General features: G+C 63.0%; 22 protein-coding genes. 10 read left to right on the top strand and 12 right to left on the bottom strand.

All coding sequences use genetic code 11. From position 1 onward, the window contains the following. Nucleotides 1-46: 46 nt before the first annotated feature. The 5 genes from Thiosp_RS02040 to Thiosp_RS02020 form a co-directional block, all read right to left on the bottom strand. Nucleotides 47-670, bottom strand: coding sequence for a hypothetical protein (locus tag Thiosp_RS02040; RefSeq protein WP_201068965.1), 624 nt, complete (start codon nt 668-670; stop codon nt 47-49). Nucleotides 671-689: 19 nt separating this feature from the next. Further along, a complete protein-coding gene (lipA, locus tag Thiosp_RS02035; protein WP_201068966.1) occupies nt 690-1718 on the bottom strand; it encodes a lipoyl synthase in 1029 nt (342 codons plus the stop codon). 160 nt (nt 1719-1878) lie between these two features. Next, nucleotides 1879-5031 (bottom strand): efflux RND transporter permease subunit, encoded by a 3153-nt coding sequence (locus Thiosp_RS02030; RefSeq protein ID WP_201068967.1) that lies wholly within the window; start codon nt 5029-5031, stop codon nt 1879-1881. Between the two features lie 9 nt (nt 5032-5040). After that, nucleotides 5041-5937, bottom strand: coding sequence for an efflux RND transporter periplasmic adaptor subunit (locus Thiosp_RS02025; RefSeq protein ID WP_201068968.1), 897 nt, complete (start codon nt 5935-5937; stop codon nt 5041-5043). A 347-nt stretch (nt 5938-6284) separates the two neighbouring features. Continuing rightward, nucleotides 6285-7403: a glycosyltransferase gene (locus Thiosp_RS02020; RefSeq protein ID WP_201068969.1), complete on the bottom strand. Its 1119-nt coding sequence runs from the start codon at nt 7401-7403 to the stop codon at nt 6285-6287. A gap of 56 nt (nt 7404-7459) precedes the next feature. Here Thiosp_RS02020 and Thiosp_RS02015 point away from each other — a divergent pair, with 56 nt between their 5' ends. Continuing rightward, nucleotides 7460-8035, top strand: a complete 576-nt coding sequence (locus tag Thiosp_RS02015; RefSeq protein ID WP_201068970.1) for a class I SAM-dependent methyltransferase — start codon at nt 7460-7462, stop codon at nt 8033-8035. Here Thiosp_RS02015 and Thiosp_RS02010 read toward each other — a convergent pair. After that, nucleotides 8008-9072: a type II CAAX endopeptidase family protein gene (locus Thiosp_RS02010; protein ID WP_201068971.1), complete on the bottom strand. Its 1065-nt coding sequence runs from the start codon at nt 9070-9072 to the stop codon at nt 8008-8010. The genes Thiosp_RS02015 and Thiosp_RS02010 overlap by 28 nt on opposite strands. Before the next feature lie 140 nt (nt 9073-9212). On the opposite strand from Thiosp_RS02010, the gene Thiosp_RS02005 reads away from it, so the two are divergent. The 7 genes from Thiosp_RS02005 (at nt 9213) to Thiosp_RS01975 (ending at nt 15892) form a co-directional block, all read left to right on the top strand. Beyond that, nucleotides 9213-10394, top strand: coding sequence for a glycosyltransferase (locus tag Thiosp_RS02005; protein WP_201068972.1), 1182 nt, complete (start codon nt 9213-9215; stop codon nt 10392-10394). 40 nt (nt 10395-10434) lie between these two features. Then, a complete protein-coding gene (locus Thiosp_RS02000; RefSeq protein ID WP_201068973.1) occupies nt 10435-12126 on the top strand; it encodes a flavin-containing monooxygenase in 1692 nt (563 codons plus the stop codon). Beyond that, nucleotides 12123-12749: a DUF6962 family protein gene (locus Thiosp_RS01995; RefSeq protein ID WP_201068974.1), complete on the top strand. Its 627-nt coding sequence runs from the start codon at nt 12123-12125 to the stop codon at nt 12747-12749. Before Thiosp_RS02000 ends, Thiosp_RS01995 begins: the two co-directional genes overlap by 4 nt. 66 nt (nt 12750-12815) lie before the next feature. Next, complete coding sequence (locus tag Thiosp_RS01990) at nt 12816-13799, top strand: fatty acid desaturase (RefSeq protein WP_201068975.1); 984 nt, start codon at nt 12816-12818, stop codon at nt 13797-13799. Nucleotides 13800-13878: 79 nt separating this feature from the next. Continuing rightward, a complete protein-coding gene (locus Thiosp_RS01985; protein ID WP_201068976.1) occupies nt 13879-14958 on the top strand; it encodes a hypothetical protein in 1080 nt (359 codons plus the stop codon). Nucleotides 14959-15004: 46 nt separating this feature from the next. Further along, entirely contained in the window at nt 15005-15457 is a 453-nt protein-coding gene (locus tag Thiosp_RS01980) for a DUF1810 domain-containing protein (protein ID WP_201068977.1), read from the top strand. A gap of 99 nt (nt 15458-15556) precedes the next feature. After that, nucleotides 15557-15892 (top strand): NifB/NifX family molybdenum-iron cluster-binding protein, encoded by a 336-nt coding sequence (locus Thiosp_RS01975; protein ID WP_201068978.1) that lies wholly within the window; start codon nt 15557-15559, stop codon nt 15890-15892. Nucleotides 15893-15996: 104 nt separating this feature from the next. Here Thiosp_RS01975 and Thiosp_RS01970 read toward each other — a convergent pair whose 3' ends face one another. Further along, nucleotides 15997-16419: a hypothetical protein gene (locus Thiosp_RS01970; protein ID WP_201068979.1), complete on the bottom strand. Its 423-nt coding sequence runs from the start codon at nt 16417-16419 to the stop codon at nt 15997-15999. A gap of 84 nt (nt 16420-16503) precedes the next feature. On the opposite strand from Thiosp_RS01970, the gene Thiosp_RS01965 reads away from it, so the two are divergent. Next, nucleotides 16504-18309, top strand: coding sequence for a uracil-xanthine permease family protein (locus Thiosp_RS01965; RefSeq protein ID WP_201068980.1), 1806 nt, complete (start codon nt 16504-16506; stop codon nt 18307-18309). A 148-nt stretch (nt 18310-18457) separates the two neighbouring features. After that, nucleotides 18458-18727: a hypothetical protein gene (locus Thiosp_RS24925; RefSeq protein WP_456129275.1), complete on the top strand. Its 270-nt coding sequence runs from the start codon at nt 18458-18460 to the stop codon at nt 18725-18727. 80 nt (nt 18728-18807) lie between these two features. On the opposite strand, the gene Thiosp_RS01955 is transcribed toward Thiosp_RS24925, so the two are convergent. The 5 genes from Thiosp_RS01955 to Thiosp_RS01935 all read right to left on the bottom strand — a co-directional run bounded on the left by Thiosp_RS01955 (nt 18808) and on the right by Thiosp_RS01935 (nt 23869). Continuing rightward, entirely contained in the window at nt 18808-19224 is a 417-nt protein-coding gene (locus Thiosp_RS01955; protein ID WP_201068982.1) for a TusE/DsrC/DsvC family sulfur relay protein, read from the bottom strand. A 147-nt stretch (nt 19225-19371) separates the two neighbouring features. Then, a complete protein-coding gene (locus tag Thiosp_RS01950; protein ID WP_201068983.1) occupies nt 19372-20547 on the bottom strand; it encodes a glycerate kinase family protein in 1176 nt (391 codons plus the stop codon). A gap of 29 nt (nt 20548-20576) precedes the next feature. Continuing rightward, nucleotides 20577-21902, bottom strand: a complete 1326-nt coding sequence (locus tag Thiosp_RS01945; protein ID WP_207188161.1) for a GntP family permease — start codon at nt 21900-21902, stop codon at nt 20577-20579. 278 nt (nt 21903-22180) lie between these two features. Beyond that, nucleotides 22181-22744: a nucleotidyl transferase AbiEii/AbiGii toxin family protein gene (locus Thiosp_RS01940; protein ID WP_201068985.1), complete on the bottom strand. Its 564-nt coding sequence runs from the start codon at nt 22742-22744 to the stop codon at nt 22181-22183. 27 nt (nt 22745-22771) lie between these two features. Next, entirely contained in the window at nt 22772-23869 is a 1098-nt protein-coding gene (locus Thiosp_RS01935; protein ID WP_407702760.1) for a DUF2333 family protein, read from the bottom strand. Nucleotides 23870-24116 lie beyond the last annotated feature (247 nt).

Raw genomic sequence — 24116 nt, 5'->3', positions numbered from 1 at the left:
GAGCAATCGCAGCGAAAGCGTCCCCGACCAAGCACTCAAAAATCGTCTAACGAATCCGCCCGCTCAAGCTCTCTACCGCATTGACAGCGGCGGCGGCAGCGACATCGGCATCCGCCTCGCGCCCAGCCATGGTTAGCCGGCCGAAGGCACCGACCGCGCGGGCATCGACCAGAGTGACATTGGCGGCTTTTTCGGCCTCGTTCGCGGCATAGACGATGTAACCGGCCGGCTCGGTTTCCAGGATGAACAGGCTCTGGCCGGGCAAAATCATCGATCCGCGCCGATTCTGCCGGTTGATCAGCACCGCATGGTCAGGGGTGACCGCGCGGATGATCTCGGTCCAGGCCACCTGGCACTTCTGGCGGTCATCTTCACGCACGCCAAGGCGATTCAGCACCGAGCGCCCGGCCTCAAGCACATCGCTTTGATCGCGCTGGTGGATCACCATGGTGCCATAGGCCCGCTCCACCACCTGCTGACTCAGATGCACGCGGGTGGCTTTCAGCGCGATGTCGGTCAGGCGATGAATCGCCATGCCAGGGGAGACCTCAAGCCACAGACAGGCATCGCCCGGCACCGGCAAGAAGCCCTGGGACACGCTACCCATATAGGCGGCGAGCTGCGGCTGCAGCGAGTCGATGAAAACGTATGTCTTGAGCTCGATGGACATGGCAGTGCGTTTCGCCGACCTATTCGGCACGAACCAGCGCGTGCGCCTGTTGGTCGGCATGATAGGACGAGCGCACCATGGCCCCTGAGGCCACACTGGCAAAACCCATCGCCTCGCCCTCGGCCTGCAGCTCGGCAAAGGCATCCGGCGTCCAGTACTCTAGCACCGGCAGGTGCTCGGCGCTTGGCTGCAGGTATTGGCCGACGGTCAGCATGTCGCAATGATGCGCGCGCAGGTCTCGCATGACGGCCAGCACCTCCTCCGGCGTCTCGCCAATTCCGACCATCAAGCCCGACTTGGTCAGCACGCCTGGATGGCGTTGCTTGAACGCGCGCAGCAGCTCGAGCGAGCCGCGATAATCCGCGCCGGGCCGCGCCTGCTTGTAGAGCCTGGGCACGGTCTCCAGGTTATGGTTGAACACATCGGGCACCGCATCGCCGGTGAATTGCTCCAGCGCCTTGGCCTCGCGCCCGCGAAAGTCGGGCACTAGCACCTCAAGGCGGATCTCGGGGCTTCGCGCGCGGATTGCCCGCAGGCAGGATGCGAAATGCCCGGCGCCGCCGTCGCGTAAATCGTCGCGATCGACCGAGGTGATGACCACATAGTTGAGCCCCATGCCGGCAATGGCCTCGGCCAGACGTCCTGCCTCCTCGGCATCCGGTGGTTGGGGACGGCCATGGGCCACGTCACAGAAGGGGCAACGGCGGGTGCAGAGGTCGCCCAGAATCATGAAGGTGGCGGTGCCATGGGCAAAGCACTCGCCCAGATTGGGGCACTGCGCCTCCTCGCACACCGTGGCCAGGGATGCATCCCGCAGCAGGCGGCGGATGCGCGCTACTCCAGCACCCAAAGGTGCCTTGGCGCGAATCCAGGCCGGCTTGCGCGGCGGCCGCGCTGGACCCTGGCCGCCTGCCTGATGCGCCCCTTGACCATCAGCACGCGCGCCCGCCTCCACCTTCACCGGAATACGCGCGACCTTGTCGAGCCCGCGCTGATGGGTGCGCGGACTCAGACGTGAAGGCGGCGTCAGTTTATCGGTTGCAGGCATGATGCAGCAGGGTTCGATGACTTTGAGTTGGGATGATCCTGGTCGCGGATGTTTCTGATCGCACGGAGCGAACACCCGTTACGCCTTAAGTATCACAAGGTTCCGGACAGCGAAGGGAGGTGTCAGCGACCGACCAATGGGCACAAAGCCCAACAGTTTATCATTTTCGGGCCGTCTTTTCCTGCCATTCCGTCAGCAAGTCCCAAGCGACCGGCACCACGAAGATGGTTAGCAGGGTCGCGGTCGCCAATCCGGTCACGAAGGTCGAGGCCATGGTGCCCCAGATGACCGAATAGCTGGGGAACCCAATCGCCATCGGCAGCAGTCCCAGGCTGGTTGTCAGGGTGGTGAGCACAATGGGGCGCAGGCGCAGGCTGACACTTTCGCGGATAGCGCTGCGGCGATCCTGGCCCGCGCGGTAGCGGCGATTGATGAACTCGAGCAAGACCAAGGCATCGTTGATGACCACGCCGGTTACCCCGACCACGGCGATGAAGCTATTGACGGTGAACAGCGACTGCGTCAGCAGCTTACCGAACACCACCCCGATGATGGCGAACATCACCGCCGAGAGAATCAACGCCGGCTGCGCGTAGGAGCGGAACTGCACGGCGAGGATGAGATAGATCAGCAAAATGGCGACGAAGAAGGCGCGCATTAGGCTTTGGAAAGAGCGCTGGGTGTCCTCGTAGCCGCCACCAAAGATCAGATGAGCGCCGGGGTAGCGCTCACTCAAGGCCTGCTCACGCTCGCGCGCCCAGGCCACCACGGTGGCCGCCGAGATGGGCGCGCCGGTGGCGAGATTGGCGGTGATCACGCGCGAGCGCAGCCCTTGATAGCGGCGCAGCTCGCTCGGCTCGCTCAGGTGGCTCAACCGCACCACGTCGCCCAGGCGCACCGGGCCGGTCAGATCCTCCAGCACCGGCGTGGCCAGGGCGTCCTCCGGTCGCTCGAGCCCGCCAGGGTCGAGGCCCAGCTTGATGTCGATTTCCTCATCGGGCAGGCGAAACTTGCCCAGATAGCGGCCATCGAGCACCGAGGCCGCCAGCGCGATGGCCTGCCCTTGAGTCAGCCCCAGCTCGCCGGCGCGCTCGGCATTGACGTTGAAGCGCAGCACTCGGGCCGGGGCGGCGCGCCCGGCGTCAAGGTCAGTCAGGTAGGGCGCCAGCGACGGATCATCGCTGAGCCCGGCGGCCAGCGCATCGGCCAGCCCGGCCACGTCGCGGTCGTTGTGACCCACCACCTGGATGTTGACATCCTTCCCCGAGGGCGGCCCATCCTTCTCGGCGCGCACCCGGATTTTGAAGTCCCCGCCACCATGGGTCGCAATCATTCGGGCGCGGATGTCCTCCAAATGCGCGAGCGGATCGCTGAAAGCGCGCGCGCTGGTGCGCGGCAGCGAGACCATCACGGTGCCCAGATAGCGCCCATAGACCTCCTCGTAGTCTTCATTGATGGTAAAGCCGGCGAAAGCCGCGACCGAGTCGACATAGCCAGGGCCATCGGCCAGCAGATCGGTGCTGATGGCACGCACTTTCTCGTCCACGCGCGCCAGCGGCGTGTCCGGTGGGCCTTCAACGAAAACATAGTAAAGGTTGTAATCGTCAGGAAAGAACTTGATGCGTATCAGGGGTAGGACACCGCTCACCGAGACGCCGAGAATGGCGATGCTGAGCACAAAGGCCAGGCCGACGGTACCCAGTGTCAGCCAGCGAAAGCGCAGGGTTACCGCCAGCAGGCGCTGCGTCGGCTTGATCAGCGCATTCAGCAGCCAGCGGTCGCGCGCCTGGACGGGGCCTGAACCCCGTCCCCCAATGCCGCCACTCCCCACCGGGCGTGGGCCAAAATCACGGTAATGCAGCGGCAGGATGAAGATGCACTCGAACAGCGAAGCGATGATGGCAAAACTGATCGCCTTGGGAATCTGGGCGAAGAACTCCCCGGTCGAGCCGGTCATCATCAGCATCGGCAGGAAGGCCGCGACCGTGGTGGCGGTGGCGGCGATGACCGCCGGCATCACCTCGGCGGTCCCATCGACAATCGCCTGCTCGAGCGGCTCGCCGTCCTGGATGTGGCGGTAGATGTTCTCAACCACCACGATGGCATCGTCGACCAGGATGCCCGACACCAGCACGAAGGAGAACAGGGTGATCTCGTTCAGGGTGTTGCCGGTCAGCCAGGTCATGGTGATGGTCAGCAAGAAGGAAAACGGAATCCCCAGGCTGACCAGCCCGGCGTTGCGCGGCCCCATGAACAGCCACAGCAGCACCCCGACCAGCAGCATGCCGACGATCATGTTCCAGCCCAGGGTGGAGATCGAGGAGACGACATAGGTGGTCGAATCCTGGGTCAGCACCGCCTCGACCCCAAGCGCGGCCAGGCGCGGCGCGGCCGTGGCCAGAATCTCGCGCACCGCGCGGTGGATCTTCAGCGCATCGCCGTCGGTGGTCTTCAGGATGCTCAAGGCCACCGCGTCCTGCCCGCTGACGGAGCGGATCACAAAAGGATCGCGATAGCCGAGCTCGGCGCGGCTGATCAGATCCCCCAAGCGCACAAAGGAACCATCAGCATCGGCGCGCACCACCACGGCGGCCACCTGCGCGCTGTCGCGGAAGCGCTCGTCGACCCGCACCACGAACTCCCCGGAGCCGTCGCTGAAATCCCCGGCCGGGATCACCTGATTGGCGTCCCGCAGCGCGCTCGCGACCTGATCGAAGGTGATGCCAAAACGCGCGAGCTTGGCGGGGTCGAGCCAGATGTGGAACTCGCGCGTCCAGTCGCCGCTCACCCGCGCCTCGCTCACCCCGGGAATCCGACTCATCTCGGCGCGCAGCTGCTCGGCCATCAGCGCCAGCGCGCGATTGGAGCGTTCGCCGACCAGGTTCACCACCACCACCGGCAACCAGGCACCGGTGGTCCACTGGGTGAAGACCGGCGGCTCGACCATCTCCGGCAGCTCGTCGAGAATACCCAGCACGCGAAACCGCAGCTGGTTGTAAAGCGCGTCGTAATCGGTGTCGTCACGGAACTTGAGCGTGATGATCGAACGCTCGCGCACCGAGCTCGACTGAATGAACTCCACCTCCTCCAGCCCCTCGAGCGACTCCTCGATCTTGCGCGTCACCAGCGCCTCGACATCCTCCGGCGAGGCGCCCGGATAGAGGGTGGCGACCTGCACCTTGCCCATGTTCACATCGGGGTAGCGCTCGACCGTGATCTGCCCCAGCGCCATCACACCGACCAGAATGCCTAGCGCGAACACCAGGTTGAACAGCACCTGCTGGCGCAGGGTGAAATGGACCAGGGCTTTCATCGCGCCGAGTTAGTCGCGCGGGCTTAACGCCATGCCCGGCGCGAGTCCTGGTGCGCGCACGCGTAGCCAGTCCTCGCCGTCGATGCGCTCGCTGCCGAGGATGGTGACGCCAATGGCTTCTCCTTCGCGCGGCCGCACCCAGTTTTCCTCGAATCCGCGTTGCACGGCGGCGGCGGGCACCAGTCGGCTGTCCGGATCGGGCAAGGGCAGGCGCAGTTCGGCGCGCAGGCCGCCGCGCTGGGGCTCGATAGCGTCTTGCAGACGCAAATCGACGGCGATCTTGCGCGTGCCCTCGTCAAGGGCGGGGTTGATGCGATGGATGGCCACCGGCACCTCGCGGCCCAACTCCGGCAGCCTGACGGTCAGTGGCGCGGGCATGGTCCGTAGGGCGCTGAGCTGCTCGGGTGTCAGCGCCAAGGGCAGCAGCAGGGTAGAGAAATCCGCCACCTCACCAAGCCGCTCCCCGTCGGCCACCCATTGGCCAGGCTCGATGCGGCGTTCGATCACCAGCCAACCGACCGGCGCCAGTACCCGGGTGCGGGCAATTTTTTCCTTGAGCACCCGTTCCCGCACCTCGGCGCGATGCAGCGCCTGGGTGTTATTGCGCAAGGTTTGGCGCGCCTGGTCGAGCTGCGAGGCGGCGACATTCTTGTTGCGGGCGAGTTCCTGATTGCGCTTGACCTCGCGCTCATCGAAGGCGATCTGATCATGCAACCGCGCCTGCTCGACCTGATTGTCCTCCAGCTCCAGTTGCAGAAAGGTTGCATCAAGGCGCGCGAACTGGCCATCCGCTCCGATCGGATCGCCGATGTCATCCTGCGCCTCTTCAACCCGACCACCAATCTCCGCCACCACAGGCAGACGAGCGCGTGGGCGGGTGAAGGCGGTCAATTCAATGATGCGCATCGATGGGCGAACGATCCATTCCGAGGGGTCAGCCGCCCGGGCAATCAGCGCCAGAGAAAAGAAGAGAAAGATGCCAAAACCAGTGGCAGAAACCAGGCGTAACCAGCGAAACGTACAATGTTCCGGCACAAGTGCCACGGATGACTTCGTCTTAGGTTCTGACATTCCGCAATCGAGCCTCACCATGCGACATGCGCTTCTCCCAACCGCCCGGGCAGACAGCGCCTACCCGTGCCGCCCGATCAGGACTATGCAGCTTTCAAAGACTGGCTGCAAGCGCGGTTGCCCAGGTCCTAGCCAGGCGTCCATGGCCAGAATTCTATGAACGGCCGCGCGCACCAAAGCCATCATCGCGGCAGCCCATGGTCTGCCAATAAACGGTCGATGGCTGCCTCCCAGCTTAGGCTCTCCTCAAGCGGATCCACCTCGGGCTGGTGGGTCATGGCATGCCGGAGGCACGCCTGGAAGGTCTCGGGCGAGTCGTACACCAATGCGTTACCAAACGGATCGTAGAGCGCATTGCTGGCATGCCGGGGAATGATCACGAATTTGCGCTGCGCCAAGGCCTCCGCCGTCGTGGTACAGAGCCCTTCGCTCCGCGACGGGTTCACGAAGATCTTGTAGCGGGCGATATCCAGGGCTGGCCGGGTTGACACTCCCTTGAAATACAGACGCACCCCGCGTTCCCGGGCATAGTCCGCAATGGCATCCTGGTCGCGTCCCCGACCGAAGACGTCGATCTCTCGCTGCCCTCCCGCCGCCAGCAGGTCGACCAGATCGCGAAACCCCTTCTCCCAGATCAGCTTGCCCATAAAATAGAGCCCGGTCCGCGCCCGTCCGGCCTGGGAGAAGAACTTGGGATGGACGCCGCTGCCGAGAAAGCGACCGGCGTCCGGCAACCCGGTGATGCTGTTGCCAAGGACGATGCAGTGATCGCAGAGACGTCGAATCAGCCAGCGGTCGTAGCGCTCCAGGAGGTCAGCCACCCAGCGGACGGCAGGGAAGGCATGCGCGCAATAATAGCGATAGTTGGTCAACACCATCCCGGTGACGCGTGGGGACAGGCTGCGATAACGGCTCCAAGGGCGCGTCCAGTTCAGATGCTCGGGCTCCTCCAGGATGAGCCAGTCGCAAGGGCGAAGACGTGATGGCAGCGCGCAGGCGGGCAGAATGGAGCCAAGCGATGGCCAATAGCGGGCGGGATAAAAGCGCAAATGCAAATCGGGACATCCCGGCTCCGGCAGGCTGGAGCGGATATGGGCCGCCTGCTCCTCCTCGGTATCGAAGGCGCCCGCGTCCCCGAAAAGTTCGCGCTGCTGCCAAGGCACGATCCAGGGCAGATACAGATGAACGTCCAGCCCGCGACGGGCCAGATAGAAGGCCCGCAGCAGTGCGAGAACGGCCGTGCCCGTTCGCCAGGGAAGCGCGGCGGTCGCGACGATATCAACGGTCTGTACAGAGGTCATGACGAATGTTTCGAGCGCTAGTGGTCCGCGGAGATCGACGCAGACTCGATGGCATCGTGAAGGCGGTTGTGCCGATGCTTCCCGATGGCAAGGTCTCGCTCTTGGATGTGGGCTGCGGGAGCGGCGCGCTCGCCGAACGCCTGCTGCGAGCCAAACCGGATCTGCACATCGCGGGCATCGACATTCATCGCCCCCCCAACTGCCGGATTCCGGCATCCACCTACGACGGATGCATCTTCCCCTTCCCGGACAACGCCTTCGACCTGGTGCTGTGCGCGGACATGCTGCACCATACCGAATCCCCCCAAGTGACGCTGCGGGAGGCGGCGCGCGTGGCCCGCGCCTGGGTCATCGTCAAGGACCATGTCGTGGAAAATTGGTGGGAGCGAGCGATCATGACCGCCCTGGATTGGATCGGCAACGTGGGGACCGGAACCCCCATGCCCTTCAATTTCCTGTCGTCTCGCCAGTGGCAGAACGTCTTCAGCCTGGCCCGGCTCTCGGCGGAAGAACAGCGGAACGGACTCCGCTACTGGTTCTGGCCGGTGAGCGCACTGATCGATCGCAAGATGCATTTCGTCGTCAAATTACGGCCTCCGCAACCTCAAATCAGCCCGAACCAAAAGGCATAGGCGCCAGCAAAGAAGTGCAGCATGGTGACGCCCGCAAGATTGCGGGTACGCAGATAAAACAGACCGAAGATGACCCCACTGACCAAGGTCATCAGTACAGCGTCGAGTCCGAATTGCAGATGAAACAGACCGAACAGCGAAGAAGTCAGAAAGACAGAGGCAAAGCCTTTTTTGTCATCCAGGAAACGCTGGAAAGAGCTTTGCATGAAGCCACGGGTGATAAATTCCTGGAAGAAGCTGTGCAGCAGGTAGAAAAGCGCCGGTACAAACTCAAAAGGCGTCGCCTTTCCGTCAACGAGATCGTAATGCTTGAGGACGATGGCCAAAATGGCGACGAGCGCTGCTAGGATCGCCGAGGCGATCGCCCCCTCAATGAGCGAGCGTTTCAGCCCGACCTGGCTAATACCAAGGTCTTGCAATGTCAGGTCCATCATGCGGATGGCGATCAGTGATGGAATTAACAACACCACCAGAGCGCCCCAGGCCGTGATGGGGCTGTAGAGGTCGATGTTGACAATGGAGCGTGCAATCAAATTATTGGCGATGGTAAAAATCGACATCACGCCGATGGTGTAGACGAACAGCCGCCCGAACAGCTGGCGCATTCGCTCCTGTTCCAATTTCTCTTGGAGCAGGCGAACGCGCTCGCTAACGTCGGCGATCACCGCCACGAGTCCCAGGGGTTGCTGATGCTCGCCGACCAGGAGATTGGTGCTTACTATCAGATGCAGAATTGAGCCGCACTCGCCCTGGCCATCGCTATCGCGCTTGATCTGCACTTCAGCGGTATGCGGCGTCGTGGGATCATAGATGGCGTCGAGAATCGCGTCGTTCAGGTTCTCAAGCTCTTCGCGATCAAGAAAGGTCTGTGCAAAACGCTGCCCGATAACATCCCGGGCGCTGATCTGAAACAAGCGCTCCGCGGCGGGATTCAGCATCAGGATGGTGCCACCGTGGTCAAATGAGAGCACCGCATCGCGCATGCTCTCGATGGTTTCTTGGGCGAGCAAATCGGAGGTGTGCTGTGTTTCGTGCATTGCTGTCTCGCGGCCATGATCAAGCGTTGGTAGGCGCGTTCGCCGCGCGCTTGTGCGGCCATCCTATCATCAGCCTTCCAGCGGGGAGCTCCGCGCGATGAAAGTGAGGTTCCCGGCGCCATTCCTGACCGAGCCAGCTGTTGACGCCTGACTCGACAAACAGCGCCGCTCCTTGCCCTCATGTGGTCATCCTCTACACGGATGCCGGTGGCGGCCACCGCGCCAGCGCTCAGGCACTCCGCGATCTGCTCGCAGCCGACGGCGGTTACCGCGTCACCCTGATCAACCCCTATCGCGAAGTGCTTGCCCACCTCGATCCCTTCACTCGCTGGACAGGACGGGATGTGGAGGCTACCTATAACCAGCTGGTGCTCGATGGCGGTCGAACCGGGCTATTTTGCCGGGCTTTCTTTGTCTTGTCGGCAATCGCCGTGGTCTTCCTGCGGCGGGCGGGCCGACGTGAATTTGCCCGGCTATGGGCGACGACCCAGCCGGATCTGGTCATTTCGGTGTTGCCCATGCTCAACCCGGCGATGATCGACGCCATTCAGCGCTACCGCAATGGCCAGGTGCCCCTGGCGATCATGATGACCGACTGGGCCGAAGTGTCGCCCTTCGTCTGGTTCCCCCGGGGCACAGACTATTTTGCCATTGCCGGCACATCCGAGGGCCTGGCGCAGCTGCGCGCCAAAAGGCAACCGGAGGAGCGTATTTTCGCCACCGGCGGATTATTGATCCGACCTCAGTTTTTGCAACCACCACCGGAGAATCCGGGGGCCGCGCGCGCCGCACTGGGCCTTGAACCAGCGCGGCCCACCCTGGTGCTGAGTTATGGCGGGCAGGGCAGTCCGCGCTTGGTCGAACTGGCGAACGCCCTGGCCGCTGCCGATTTCCGGCCGCAGGTCATTTTTCTCTGCGGGCGCAACGCCGGACTCGCGCGCGAGCTGGACGCGGCGAAGCTGCCTTTTCCGCGCCTGGTTCTCGGCTACCGCGAAGATATCCACCGCTATCTGGCACTCGCCGATCTGTTCGTCGGCAAGGCCGGACCGCAGTCGGTATCGGAGGCGCTGGCTTTGGGTCTGCCATTGCTGATTGATGCACATCGTGTCTTACCACAGGAACAAGCTCTAACCCGCTGGGTGCGGACCAAGCAGCTCGGCGAAACCTTTACCCACCCTTTGCAGTTTGTGCGCCAAGCGCGGGCGATGACGGCACAAGCCGGCGCGCCAGATGCGCTCCAGGTGGCGCGCCAGGTGGCACAGACCAATACGGCGGCGCATGACCTACTGGGCATTGTCGAGACGCTGATCCTGAAGCCTTGACCATGACCACGGTGTTTTTCATCCCCCCGGGAGCTGATACATGAATCCAACCCCTGACTTGCTGGTGATCGGCGCCGGATGGGCCGGTCTCTATGCCGCGAAGTATGCCCGCGAGGCGGGACTCGAGGTGACTCTGCTGGAGGCGAGGGATGACCTCGGTGGCGTCTGGAACTATTCCGACGACCCCGACACCATCACCGTGATGCGCAATACGGTGTCGTCGTCCTCGCGGCATGTGACCGAAGCCTCCGACTTCTCGATGGGCGAGGCCGCGGGCAACTTCTTCCGCCACCAGGACGCGCTCGCCTTCCTGCGCCGTTACGCCGATCACTTCGGTCTGAGCGAGCGCATCGTCACCGGCGCCCGGGTCGCACGGGCGTCCAAATCCGCTGACCTGTGGAAGGTCGAAACGCAAGACGGGCGCACCTTCGCGGCTCGACGTCTCGCGGTCGCAACCGGCGTCCACCAGCGCCCCCGGCCGATCACCGGGCCGGTGGCGGACTTCAGCGGCGCCCTGATTCACACCGCCGTGATCAAACACCCACTCGACCTCGGTGTTGGCGCGGGCGATCATGTCATCGTCTATGGAGGCGGCGAGACGGCGGCGGATATTGTCAATGATCTCGCCAACGGAACCCAGGCCAAGGTGACCTGGGCCATCCGCGGTGGTCAGCACTTTTTCCGCAAGGTGCCGCTGCGACCCGGCCAACCGCCGGGCCGCTATGATCGCCACGACATGGCGCTGGACGAATACTCTTCAGCTGTCCTTGGCCTACTCACCTCGGCGCCAAAGGGTGTGCATGGCATGCGTTATATCGGTAATCTTGCCACCTCAGGGAGCGTTTTCTCCTACCAGGGTCACGGTATCGCTGAATGGCAGAACGACATTCCCTTGTACCGCCAGTTCTTCAACAAGAACGGCCATGCGCTGGAGCACGTCTGGAACGGGCGTGTCACCCCGGCGCGCGGCATCGCGCGCTGCACCGGCGACCAGGTGGTGTTCGAGGACGGCCGCGAGGTCCAAGCCACCCACATCGTCTGTAGTTTCGGCTATCAGCCGGATTTCTCCTTCCTGCCCGAGGCGCTGGCCGCGACCCCGACCGACCGACTGCACCGCCTAGTGTTCCACCCGGATGATCCCTCGCTGGCGTTCTTCGGCTTCGCGCGCCCGACCATTCTCTCGTTGCCCTACATGATCGAGCTGCAATGTCTTTACGCTGCCCGCGTGTGGTCCGGGCGCGTCGCGCTGCCGGAACCGGCGACCTTGCGCGCCGAGGCCGAGGCCGACGCCGCCGCGCTCGATGCCGTGTTCGGCTATCAGCGCAGCAATCGCAACATCACCTGCCCCTTTTGGTATCTCGAGGTGATGATGAAGGCGATGCAGCAGGACGGCCTCGCTCCCCTGCTCGCGCGCTTCGATCCGCGCCGGGACTGGACGTTGTTTTCGAAGGTAGTGCGGGTGCCGGCTTCGCCGCTGCTGCTGCGGCTCATCAGCTCGGATTTCGGCCCCGCGGAGCGGGCGCGGCTGGATGAATACATTTCACCGATGCCCTTTGGCTTTCGGCGTCGTGACGTGTCGCTGGGACGCTATCTGCTGACCTACGGGCTGGTGGTCGGGGTCGCGCGGCTGCTACGGCTCGATGCGTTGTTCGATGCCATCGCCCGCCGTCGTATCGCCCGCCACGGTCGCTCGCTGCCACCGCGACCAGCACCCACAGGAGTCACGCCATGACTGATCTTGCGCTATCCGCCATCACCAACGCCATTCTTGCCGTCTTCATCGCCTTTCTGGCGGGCCTCTCCTTCCGCTCCGATCAGGAGCGAACCTCAGCCGCCGGGCTTCTCGCGCTCTATCTTCTGGTGGCGGCGCTGGCCAATTTGCTCGGCACCATTCATCACGGGTTCCTCGAAGGCAGCGGGCATCCCGCCGACATCCCATTGCGTTCCGTCACCCGCATCGTGATGACGCTCGGCATCTTTGTCTTTCTGATGTCGACGGCGCGTCAGTTTCTGTCGACACTCGGTCAGCGCATCAGCCTCGCGCTTGGGCTGGTCGGACTGGCGCTGATTAGCTGGCTGGTGGCAACCGAGGACAATTTCTTGGTGTTGGTGGCGGGGAACCTGGTCGTTATGCTGCTCGCCCTGGGGCTGCACCTGCGCGGGTTGCGCAATGGCAGCGGCTCCTGGACCATGGCCCTGGCCATCGTGCTGACCCTGGCGACCTCCATGTTGATCCCTCTGGGTGGCGACGGGGTGGCCGGCCTCGGGCTCTATGGCACCTTCCACGTCGCCTTGATGCCGGCATTCGTGTTCTTTTACCTCGGCGGTCGCGCACTCAAGCGTCAGCGAACCTGAATGACCACCCCAAGACGTCGCAGCCCGTGACGTCGTTTCCAGAGAATGCAGCGGAGGTTTTTCCGAATGGCGTCATCACGCCCCGCGTCAATCGACAAACAACACTTCGCGCTCGACCTGCGCCGCTACTATCGCGACTTCGCCATCGACCTTGGCGGCTTCGTGCTCGGCTTTGTCTGGTTGCTGCATGCCGAGGGAGTGCCAAGCACCGCCCTGGCCTACCTCCTGGCCGTGATGTCAATTCAGCGCGCCAGTATCTTTGGTCACGACATCGTCCACCATCACCAAGACCCGCGCATGCGCAATTTTCGTCTGCTGTGGGATCACACCGTCGGGGCAATCAGCCTGTTTCCGGTGGTCCGCTTCCATAAGCCCCATCTGACCCACCACGCGCGGGGCATATTCGGCACCGCCGCCGATCCCCAATATCTGCTCGTCCGGCATCATCCGGGCTTTGCGGTTGTCGTCCTGCTGCTTGCGCCGCTGGTGCTGCCGTTCTGGAGCCTGCTGCAAGTCATCGCCGCCAGCCTCGGGGGCACCACGGCTGAGGCGGTGATCGCCGATTACCTCGGGCGCCGTGGAGCTAACACGGCCAATATCCCCGAGGAACGGCACCGGCGCGAAATCGTCGCCCGCAGCCGCTTCGCGCTGGTCCTGCTGTTAGTACTTGGCCTTCTCGCCCCCGAGGCCCTGCCCTGGTTGTACCTGGTGCTCGCCGGCGGCTGGCTGTTGCTCGCTCTACGCATCCCGCTGGAGCATGGACTGGAAAAGCTATTGGAGCGGCCGTCGACCATGCAAGACCAGCTGAGCGATAGCTACACCATCGTCTCGCCGCTTGCCGACATCTTGCAGCCGCACGGCATGAAATATCACACCGCGCATCATCTTTATCCGATCGTGCCCTATCACAACCTGCCGCGGCTGCACGCCGAACTCGCCGCGCACGAACCGGACTACCGCGCGCGTATCATCAGCCTTTGGGAGGCCATCCGTGGTCCGGCGCAGGCGCGCCCGGCGACGGTTACCGGACGCGACACGTCCGTGGTCTAGCGACCGCTGCCTGGGTTATGGTTGTCACCTCATCGGATAGCCAGCGTCGAGTTTCTCGGCACCTCGGTCAGGAGGCTCCATGCCCGAAGATCACTCCAACCCGCCTTATCGATGGCTCTGCCACCGGGATACGCTCCAGGCCCTGAGCGCTTATCGCCTTCTGCTCGCCGAACGGGGACTCGACCGCGCCGGTGCCAGTCTGCGCGCGGACCTGGGTGATCTCGATCTCGCATCGGGCCAGCTCAGCGACGCGGACTTCCTGCAACGACTCATCAACACCAAGCGCCCTCAATACTTCGCCGAATCCGCCGTCTATGGCGATGGGCGCGACTGGAACCCCGCCGAGCTGTCACTGCTCGGCGATCTCGGCCTGGCCGCGCCGGTTCAGGTATTTGACGATGGGCGCCATCAGGAACCGAGCATCCATCAGCCCCCCTTTGCCGCCACCCTGCTCTTCATCCCCGGGGCCCTGCTGCGCAATGGTCGCGGCTGCACGCCGGCCGATTGGGCCGCGGTCACCCGCGACGGCCAGATCGACCCAGCCGGCTATCGCGCCCTGTACGAGCGCCGCCTGCTGCCGCTGTTCGAATACGCTAACGCCGATGCCGCCGCGCGCGGCCAGTCCGCCCTGATCACCGTCCCCGGTCTTGGCTGCGGGCAGTTCGCCGGCCCCTTCTCCGGGCAGCTCGGGCTGCAACTGCTCGATGCGCTGATAGCCCTGCTCGAGCGCCACGCCGAGCGTCTGCCCAAGATTCGCGTGATCTATTACGATCCCTATGTGGAATCTAGCAACCAAAGCCGCGAATTTGGATCGCTGTCGCTGCGCGTGCGCCCCTTCCTGCAAGGCAATGCGCTCAAACCGCAGCTATGCCCGCCGCCGCGCTATGCCGAAGCCGGCGAGGACTTGAGCAACTGCCGCCTCTACAGCCTGGTCGCCTGGGATCATGTCTCCTGGCCCGGCAACGACTACTGGGCCGGCGCGCGCGTAACCGACGACGGCGTCAAGGCCGCCGCCACTGACCTGATGCGAGTGATCACCGGCGTCACGGGCTACTATGACCCGAAGGCGTTTTGCTATCGCCCACCCAGCCCCTACGCGACCTGGGAAGCGCTGGTCCAGGACAAGGGCACCCGCCTGCTGCTGTCATCACAGCCTTGACCAGCGCCATGGCCGCACCTGGACACCTATACACTTGGACACTGGGATGATGGAACTTAACGACCCGCATGACCTGCATCGCTTTGTGCAAGCCCAAGCGCAACATTACGATCAGGCATTGTCCGAGATCCGCGCGGGGCGCAAGCAGTCGCATTGGATGTGGTACATCTTCCCGCAGTTCGCCGGGCTCGGATTCAGCGCGACTTCTCGGCATTATGCAATCAAGAGCCTCGCCGAAGCCGCAGCCTATCTGCAGCACGAGATACTGGGATCGCGACTGGTGGAATGCTGTGAGGCCGTGCTCGGCGTGACCGGCCGCTCGGCGCACGACATCTTCGGCTCACCGGATGACATCAAGCTACGCTCGTGCGCCACACTGTTCAACTGCCTGCCCGCGCCGCCTTCTGGCGGTAGCTCGGTCTTTGAGCGCTTGCTTGACGCCTATTTCGACGGCGTGCCGGATCAGCGAACGCTTGAACTCATTGGTTCCGCGCGATAAGCAATGGACGATCCTAACTGCGCAGGTCCGGCCCAGAGTTGCCGCGACCTCCGGGCCGGGGGCTGTGGCTGACTGGCGGACAATCTTGGAGGAAAACGCATGAAAGTTGCGGTTGCGAGCAAGGACGGTGTGACCATCGACACCCATTTCGGTCATGCCAGACAGTTTCTGATCTATGAGCTCAGCGCCGAGCATTGCCAGTTGGTGGAGCAGCGCGACATCGAGCAATACTGTGTGGCTGGGCAATCGATCAGCTCCGCCCTCGGTGGCATTCTCGATGCGGTGGCCGACTGCCAGGCGGTGCTGGTCGCCATGATCGGCGACCCGCCGCGGGAGAAGCTGGCCGCGAGTGGAGTTGAGGCCGTGTCTGACTATGCGAATCAGCCGATCACGGACGCCTTGCATGATTATGCGCGCCGTCACTCAGCAGCCTGAGTGGCGTCCAAGGCCGAAGCGGGAGCCGGATCGGGAGCGGCTTTGGGAACCGCATCGAGAGCCGAATCGAAATCGGCGCTCATGCCGCGGAGTTGGATCACCGCCTAACCAAGAATGCGTTGATAAGCGCGGCGGAGTAACTCCAACTCCACCGGCGGCAGCTCGCGTGCCTCGGTCAAGGCGATGAAGGCGCCGCCGACCGCCGCGACTTCCGCGAAGGGCGGGTCCAGGCTGATGAAGCGTGCCAGTCTGACCTCAATCGCGCCACCCGGTGACATCGGTGTCGCGCGAAAACCAGCATGCACCTCCAAGGCGCCAGCCTCCAGCCGCAGCCGTTTCTCGGCATCGCGCAGCAAAAACGCCGGATGCGAGACCAACTTGCTGGCGATGTCGGGGTCATCTTCGTCCAGGTGTGTTCGCGCTGGCAGGGGCTCAAAGCCGCAGATGCCGCCATGATCGAAGCGCACAAAACGCGTGCGCGCGCTGACGGGCTGGGTGTGATAGAGAATGAGTCGGGTATCGGCCATGGCATGCTGTCCTCTCGCTGATGCCAGGATAACCCATTGAACTGCGCCATGCCCGCCGCGCACGCGAGAACAGGAGCGACCAACATGGGCGAAAACATCCATACCCGCTGGCTGAATCGCTGGCTGCCCAAGCCCAATCCGCGCTCCCTCAGCAAGCCGCGCGACATGCTCTATGCAGTCGACGAGGCGCCGCCGCTTGGCATGACCCTCGCACTGGGGCTGCAGCATGCGCTCCTCGCTCTGATGCTCTCGGTTTACGGGGTGATCGCCGCCAGCGAATTGGGCTTGAGCGGCGGCGCTGTCCAGGAGTTCGTGTCCACCTGCATCCTGGTCGCGGCGGTCGGGACCCTGTTGCAGGCAAGCGCCACCCGGTTTGGAGCGGGTCATCTCGTGGTTCATATCCCAACGCCTGTGACCCTGGGGACCTTCATTGCCGTCGCCGGCACCTTGGGCCTGGAGGCCGCGGCCGGAGGATTGCTCATCGGCGGCATCCTCGTCTTGCTGTTATCGCGCGGGGTATCGCGGCTGCGCTCGATCTTTCCTCCGGAGGTCACCGGCGTGGTGGTGACCATGCTCGGTCTGTCCCTGGTGCAGGGTGGCGTGGAGCGCAGCCTCGGTCTCACCGCTGGGGCTGTTGTTATCGACGGCTCCGCCGCGCTGGTGGCGGGGCTCACGCTGATGATTATCATCGCCCTGTCCATTTGGGGCGGTCAGCGCTGGCGCAACTATGCGGTTTTAATCGGCGTGGGCGGCGGTTACCTGGTCACGGTGGTTTTCGGTCTTGACCTAGGCCAGGCCGAGCCGTCCGAGTCGGCGGCACGTCTGTTCGATCTGCCGCTGTTTGATCTACCGTTGGCCGAACTGCCGACGCCGGTGCTCGTCATGGCCGCCGCGCTGCCCATGGTGATGGTGGAAGTGGTGAACGCCGTCGATAACTTCGGCAACCTGCTTACATTGGACAAGATGAACGACGCCGATTGGCGCCGCGCCGACCTGCCGATGGTCAGTCGCGGGATTTTTGCGCAAGGGATCGCGACCTTGCTGTCCGGCCTGACGGGAACGCCGTCGACCGGAATTTCCTCGGCCAATATCGGCCTCGCCTTCGCCACCGGCGTCGCGGCGCGGCGAGTGGGGCTCATCGCCGGTCTGTTCCTGCTGGTGTTTGCTTTTATGCCACAGGTTAGCGCGCTGATCGCGAACACTCCGCGCGCCGTGGTTGGGGCCATCCTCATCTACACCGCCGGCTACCTGATCGTGGCGGGTATGGAGCTCATCCTGTCGCGCCTGCTCAACCCGCGTCGAGTATTCGTGGTCGGGCTGGCCATCGTCGCCGGCATGGCCATCGTGGTTCTTCCCGAACTTCCCGCGACGGCGCCGTCCTGGGCCGAGCCGCTGCTGGCATCCTCCTTGGCGGTCGCCGCCATCGTCGCCGTGGTGCTCAATGCCGTCTTTCAAATCGGCGTGAAGCAGCGCGCGAACTTCCCGGTGCCCGAGCGGACGCCTGTCGCCGCCGCTCAGGATTTTGTCGACAGCCAGGGCACAGCATGGGGCGCGCGGCGCATTGTCATCGCCCGCGCCGCCCAAAGCCTCGGTGAAGCCATCGAGCTGATCGAGCCACTGCGCCAGCCTGACTCACCGCCGCTGCTGCTGGAGGCGGCGTTCGATGAATTCTTCCTGGAATTCACGCTCTCCTACGAGGGCCTAGCGTTGAGCATGGCCCCGGAGGTCGATCAGGTCGACCTCGCGAGCATCATGGAAGACGAGGATGACGAACGGCTCGAGCGCGCGCTGGATGCGCTGCCGCTGATCATGCTCAAGCGTCTGGCTGATCGGATTCGCGTGGGCAAGCGCGGCAAGCTGACCTATCTGCAACTCCGGTTCGAGCATTAGCCGCCAGGGGCTGAAGACTGTGGATAACGCCATGATCGAAGCGCACAAAGCCGAGCCTTATCAATTGAATCTATGGTCCCAAGGCGTCGGTTGCTCGCCTCAGTCGAAACCAACGCTGATACTGGGATCACCGGGCAGGCCCTGATAGCTGACCGTCACAGTCATCCCCGGTTTTGGCAGCAACTGCCGCCTCTACAGCCTGGTCGCCTGGGATCATGTCTCCTGGCCCGGTAACGACGATTGGGCCGGCGCGCGCGTGACGGAAGACGGCGTGAAAGCCGCGGCGACCGATCTGATGCGCGTCATCACCACCATCTCCGGTCACTACGACCGCAAAACCTTCAGCTACCGCCCACCTGCCCCGTACGCGAACTGGGAAGCGCTGGTCAAGGGCAAAGGAACACGCTTGGCGACCTAGCGATGAATAGCACCGGATGGCTTGAAACGAATGGCTCAACCCCGGTGGCTTTAGACGAATGCTTGAAAAGGCTCGCGCGATCAGAGATCGAGCCGGCATCCATGGTGGTGCTCAACGCGCGGCAGACCGGCAAGCCGATGCCCCTGCCGTCGCAGTCCTCCGGCGGGAAACAGCCCCGGCCACCAACGCGGCTGACCGCGGACCCGCGGCCAGTGGGAGCGAAAATGCAGGATGGTGTCAAGATCGACGCAGCCCACGGGGACGTTGTGGTCACTGAAGTAACCCCGCATATAGCGAATCACCGCCCAATGTCGGCGCGTCAGTTTCAGACCTTCACGTTCGGCCAAGGCCAGGGCGAACTCTTCGGACCAGTCTTCCGGCTCAAGCAGGTAGCCCTCCTCGTCGGTGGAGACCACTCTCTTGCCGACGGTGATGTTGCCATCAGTCGTGGCCTTCAGTGGCGAATCCCGGCGAACGGATGCAGCCTTCGCAGTCATGGTGAACCTCCGCGTCAAAAACCGACCGACCCAATCCATACCTCTCCACTCAAGTTTAGCCCCAAATCGCAAGAAAGAAACGGAATTTATCGCCATTTCCGATCGATTTTTTCGATTGATTGCGGTTTGCCATGGATATTGACCAAATCAAGACGTTGCGTGATAGACCAAGCTCCGGACCCGCCACAATCGGCGCAGGTCCGTCAAGCGCCGCCGCAAGAGCATCGGCGCCTGCTGCATCGCTTGCTCCAGGGTCATCGGCCCCTCGACAATACTTGACACGCTGGTCACACCGGCGCGGTACAGGCCCTCCAAATCACCGCTGATTGAGCCCGCCAACACAAGAACCGGAATCTGGTGCGCCTGCCCCAGCTCGGCCAGTCGTCCGACCAGCTTGCCCTGCACGCTCTGAAAATCCACCTGTCCTTCGCCGGTGATCAGCAGGTCCCAATGGCCCTGTTGGAGCCGCTGCTCCAGGCCGTAGGTCTCGGCGACGACCTCGAAACCACTGCGCAGCGCGGCCCCGAGATAACTCAAGAACCCGAATCCCATGCCGCCGGCCGCCCCCGCGCCGGGGTGTTCGCGGTGATCGGTCCCGGTCGCCTGGTCGGTGAGATCGGCAAAATGGGCCAAACCCAGCTCCAAGTGCCGCAGCGCCATTTCGTCGGCCCCCTTCTGCGGACCATAGACTGCGGTCGCGCCGCGCTTTCCTAGTAGGGGGTTGGTAACGTCCGACGCGATAGTAAAGCGAGCCGAGCCCAGCCTGACATGGAGATCGTCAGTAACCACCGACCTGATCTGCATCAGCGCCTCAGCTGTTGGGGCAACCGGGGCGCCGGCATGATCGAGAAAGCGGAAACCCAGCGCCTGCAGTGCGCCCATCCCACCGTCGTTGGTCGCCGACCCGCCCAGCGCCAGGATGACGTGCTCAGCCCCCTGCCCCAGTGCCTCGGCGATCAGTTCGCCGGTGCCATAGGAGGTCGCCCGCAGCGGATCATGCGTCCCCGGTGGCACCAGCGGCAGCCCCGACGCCTGCGCCATCTCCACCACCGCAGTCAGGCCGTCGCCGAGCAGGCCGTAACTGGCCCCGACCGGCGTGCCCATGGGGCCAGTCACGGTGAGCATCCGCAGTTCGCCGCCGGTGCCTCTCACCATCGCCTCGGCGGTCCCCCCGCCACCATCCGCCATCGGGAGGCCAATCACCTCGCAACTGGGCACCTCGCAGTCGGGCAGACAGGCACTGAACACTTCCTCAGCGATGTCACAAAAGGTCGCCGCGTCCATGCTTCCCTTGAAGGAATCTGGCGCCACCAAGACCCGCATCGGCCCGGTCCTGATCGCAGTGCGGGAGTTCATAGCAATACGAGCGACATCAGGTACACCACCGCCACCGCAGTCAGTCCTTGGATCAGGGTCGCCACCGTCAACGCCCGATAGGCGGTGCTGACGTCCATCTTGCTGAACTGCGCCACCACCCAAAAGAAGCTGTCATTGGCATGAGATACGGTCATCGCCCCGGCGCCGATGGCCATGACCGCTAACACCTGACCAGCGGTCGAATCCAGTCCCAGCGAATGCAGCATCGGCGCGATCAGGGCTGAGGTCGCGACCAGGGCCACGGTGCTGGACCCTTGGGCGGTCTTGAAGGCTGCGGCGATCACGAACGGCAGGAAGATGCCGAGGTTGTAACTCGCCAATGCGTTGCCCAGCACCTCGCCGATGCTGGCCTCTTTCAGGATGGTCCCGAGGCTGCCGCCGGCGCCAGTGATCATGATGATGGTGGCCGCGCTCTTGAGACCGTCCTCAATCCAATCGTAGGTGGTCACCTTGGTCAACGACGGCAGCAGGCCCAGCGAGATAAAGAAGCCGATGAACAGCGCATTGATGGGCTTGCCCAGAAAGCTGATGATCGCAAAGGCGGTGCCTTCGCCCAAAGGATGACTGGGGAAGGCTGCGACAGAACCGAGTGCAATCAGCAGGATGGGCACCATGATCGGAGCAAAGGCCATGGTCGCCGAGGGCAGCTTGCCGTATTCCTTCAGAGCCTTTTCGTAGGCCGCCTCGTCAAAATTGGCGCCATCTTCGCCACTGCTCAGGCGCTGACCCACAAAGACCGCCCAAGCATAGCCGGTCAATACCGCCGCGAAGGAGACCAGAATCCCGGCGACGATAACCAACCCAAGCTTGTCACTCAGCCCCAGGTTTCCGGCAGCCGCAATCGGGCCTGGGGTTGGCGGAATCAGGGTGTGAGAGGCAAAGAGGCCAGTGGCCAGGGCGACGCTCATCATCACCGCCGACACCTTGGCCCGCTCCGCCAATGCCCGTTTCAGCGATGACAGAATGACGAATCCGGAATCACAGAACACCGGGATGGAGACCACGTAGCCCATGAGGCTCATTGCCAGCCCCGGAAAGCGACCGCCAAGCAGCCTGAGCACCGCATTGGCCATGGTAATCGCCGCCCCGGTGCGCTCCAGGATGGTACCGATCAGAGTGCCGAGGATGATGATGATGCCGATATAGCCGAGGATGTTGCCGAACCCGGAGCGGATGGTGGCGCCGATGGCCAGTGGGTCCATGCCAGCGCCAAAGCCGATGCCATAGGAGGCCATCAACAGGACAATGAAGGGGTGCCACTTCAACTGTGAGGTGGCAAGCACGATGAACGCGACTGCCATCACTAGCACGAGAAGTAGATAACCAACCTCAGTCACGTGCTCCCCCTCACTTTGTTCGCCGTGCACCGAGACGAGATGAGTCGCGCGATAGGCTTTACAGCTTCCAATGTTCGCCGCCGAAGCGGACTGGCTTTTTGCCGCGAAAAAACTTCGCGGCTGCAGTTGCCCAAAGGCAGTAGCGGTAGCGCGCTTCGGTAGTCGGTTTGACCACGCGGGGGCTGCGCTCGTCCAAGGACTGTACCCAGCCTTTGTTGGTCAAGCGCCGAAATGCGGCGCGGTCATCGGCCGTTAGTCTGGCCATACCAGTCCCTCATGCGTGTTAGCTCGGAGTTGAGCCCAAAGATACCAAGATAATCTTCGATGAGCGACCAATCCAGGGAGTTTCCAGCCAGCGCCGCAGCCTGAATCATCAGCTGAATATCAACCCAATCCGCCGCAGCCCTTTGCTCATCGTTAACAGCCGCTTGTATCTTCAAGCCGATCAAATCCTCGACCTGGACAACGGGGAGCCCAAGGTCTCGGGCGATCTCAATGCGTTCGGCACGCTCGAGCATGCTCAGGCTCGGCCCCCGAAAGGCGTGAACCAGGTCAATGCGGCCAAGGTCTGGGGAGTCGGCAACATAATGCGAGACGTTCTCGCTGGTAAAGACACGCCGGTAACCCGCACCTGTCAAAATTTGGTCAGTCCGGTTCAGGTCCTCCAGCATCAGGATAAAATCCAGATCCACGGTAGCGCGCTGCAAGCCGTGCAAAGCCATCGCAAATCCGCCTATCAAGGCATACCGCACCTGCTGCGCATCGAGGGCGCCGCCTATTTGCTGGATGACCTTGAGGAAATCCATCAAGAAAACAATTCATCGTGATGGTGGCTAACCTTGCTCGAGCAGGTTGCGCAGGTCGATGATGGCCGCGTTGGCGCGAGAGATGTAGGACGCCATGACCAGGGAGTGGTTGGCCATGGGACCGAAGCCGGTGCCGTTCAAGATCAACGGGCTCCAGATGGGCTTCTGGGTGTTCTCAAGCGCGCGGACGATCTGGCGCAGGGAGACCTCCGCGTTCTTGTCCACCAACACCTTCCTGAAGTCCACCTGTGTCGCTTTCAGCGTGTGCAATAGCGCCCAGCAGTAGCCGCGTGACTCGAAGAAAATATCGTCGAGCTCCCACCAGTTAGTCTTCACTTCCGTTTGCGATGGTGTGGGAGTTGACTTGGTCGCGTTCGGATCGCCGGCCAGGTCGATGTTGAAACGCATTTCCCCAGCACTGGCCGCGAGACGCTGCGCGTAGCTGCCGAGGCGTTTCTCGACTACCGCCAGGTAAGCGGCCAGATTGTCCGCGCGGCTGTAGAACTGACCGTCGAACTGTTTATTATCGGCCAGGCGGTTCAGGTAATTCTCGAGATAGCCCAGGCCTTCTTTATATGCCGATTCGGTCGAGGGCAGAATCCATGAATCCGAATTGAAATGGAATTGCGGTTCACCGAGCTGCAAATCTTTGTCTTCAGTCGACTGGGTTTGCGAGCGGGCGAAGTCGTTACGCAGCGCACGCACCAAGTCGCGCAACTCTGTCAGAGCCCCAAATTCCCAGTTCTTGATGTTGTCGAGGTAGAGTCCCGGCGGAAGGACGTCATTGGTGATATAGCCGCCAGGCTTGTCGAGCAGGGTCTCGCCGATGCGCATCGCGGTGGCCGTGGTGACATAGCCGGGAACCAATTTGGCCTGATCGCCATCAGCTTTCTCCAGCGCGTTCTGCTCGACATCGAACATGCTGGGGCTGCGCGACCAATAAATGCCGGTCAGCACCATCAGCACGGCACCGGTCAGCAGCAGCAGCCCGAGGGTCCACCACAGGCCTTTTTCCTTCCAGGTGCGCGGGTCGTAGAGCTTGACGACTTTCGCCGCGCTCTGTCGCAGGCGCAACGCATTTTTCGGCGACGGCGCGCCCGCTTCGGGATTGTGTTCTTGCATCATTGGCTCCTGAGCCAGAGACTCAATTAAGCATTAGGATCGTCGACTTAGAAATAGTCGGCTTGGAGATCATCATCTGGGGCCATTATCCGAGCCTTGGCCGCTGCAGTCACCTCAATTATCAATGCATCAAGACGCACACCTGCCCACTCGGCACTCTGTTACACTTGCCGTCACCAGCCAGATAAGGAATCCAACCCGCGCCGCAGTAGGACCGCTCCCGCACATTCGCTCACTTAAGCAGGCCTCT

Origin of the sequence: Thiorhodovibrio litoralis (assembly GCF_033954455.1) — a bacterium.
GTDB classification, from domain to species: Bacteria; Pseudomonadota; Gammaproteobacteria; order Chromatiales; family Chromatiaceae; genus Thiorhodovibrio; species Thiorhodovibrio litoralis.
The sequence above is the reverse complement of the archived record's forward strand: the minus strand, read 5'-3'. Positions and strand labels throughout refer to the sequence as shown.

Excerpts from the sequence above, each read along its gene's own strand:
- Thiosp_RS02040 (WP_201068965.1), bottom strand. The coding sequence starts at position 670 with ATGTCCATCGAGCTCAAGACATACGTTTTCATCGACTCGCTGCAGCCG.
- lipA (WP_201068966.1), bottom strand. The coding sequence starts at position 1,718 with ATGCCTGCAACCGATAAACTGACGCCGCCTTCACGTCTGAGTCCGCGC.
- Thiosp_RS02030 (WP_201068967.1), bottom strand. The coding sequence starts at position 5,031 with ATGAAAGCCCTGGTCCATTTCACCCTGCGCCAGCAGGTGCTGTTCAAC.
- Thiosp_RS02025 (WP_201068968.1), bottom strand. The coding sequence starts at position 5,937 with ATGCGCATCATTGAATTGACCGCCTTCACCCGCCCACGCGCTCGTCTG.
- Thiosp_RS02020 (WP_201068969.1), bottom strand. The coding sequence starts at position 7,403 with ATGACCTCTGTACAGACCGTTGATATCGTCGCGACCGCCGCGCTTCCC.
- Thiosp_RS02010 (WP_201068971.1), bottom strand. The coding sequence starts at position 9,072 with ATGCACGAAACACAGCACACCTCCGATTTGCTCGCCCAAGAAACCATC.
- Thiosp_RS02000 (WP_201068973.1), top strand. The coding sequence starts at position 10,435 with ATGAATCCAACCCCTGACTTGCTGGTGATCGGCGCCGGATGGGCCGGT.
- Thiosp_RS01995 (WP_201068974.1), top strand. The coding sequence starts at position 12,123 with ATGACTGATCTTGCGCTATCCGCCATCACCAACGCCATTCTTGCCGTC.
- Thiosp_RS01990 (WP_201068975.1), top strand. The coding sequence starts at position 12,816 with ATGGCGTCATCACGCCCCGCGTCAATCGACAAACAACACTTCGCGCTC.
- Thiosp_RS01985 (WP_201068976.1), top strand. The coding sequence starts at position 13,879 with ATGCCCGAAGATCACTCCAACCCGCCTTATCGATGGCTCTGCCACCGG.
- Thiosp_RS01980 (WP_201068977.1), top strand. The coding sequence starts at position 15,005 with ATGATGGAACTTAACGACCCGCATGACCTGCATCGCTTTGTGCAAGCC.
- Thiosp_RS01975 (WP_201068978.1), top strand. The coding sequence starts at position 15,557 with ATGAAAGTTGCGGTTGCGAGCAAGGACGGTGTGACCATCGACACCCAT.
- Thiosp_RS01970 (WP_201068979.1), bottom strand. The coding sequence starts at position 16,419 with ATGGCCGATACCCGACTCATTCTCTATCACACCCAGCCCGTCAGCGCG.
- Thiosp_RS01965 (WP_201068980.1), top strand. The coding sequence starts at position 16,504 with ATGGGCGAAAACATCCATACCCGCTGGCTGAATCGCTGGCTGCCCAAG.
- Thiosp_RS01955 (WP_201068982.1), bottom strand. The coding sequence starts at position 19,224 with ATGACTGCGAAGGCTGCATCCGTTCGCCGGGATTCGCCACTGAAGGCC.
- Thiosp_RS01950 (WP_201068983.1), bottom strand. The coding sequence starts at position 20,547 with ATGCGGGTCTTGGTGGCGCCAGATTCCTTCAAGGGAAGCATGGACGCG.
- Thiosp_RS01945 (WP_207188161.1), bottom strand. The coding sequence starts at position 21,902 with ATGGCAGTCGCGTTCATCGTGCTTGCCACCTCACAGTTGAAGTGGCAC.
- Thiosp_RS01940 (WP_201068985.1), bottom strand. The coding sequence starts at position 22,744 with ATGGATTTCCTCAAGGTCATCCAGCAAATAGGCGGCGCCCTCGATGCG.
- Thiosp_RS01935 (WP_407702760.1), bottom strand. The coding sequence starts at position 23,869 with ATGATGCAAGAACACAATCCCGAAGCGGGCGCGCCGTCGCCGAAAAAT.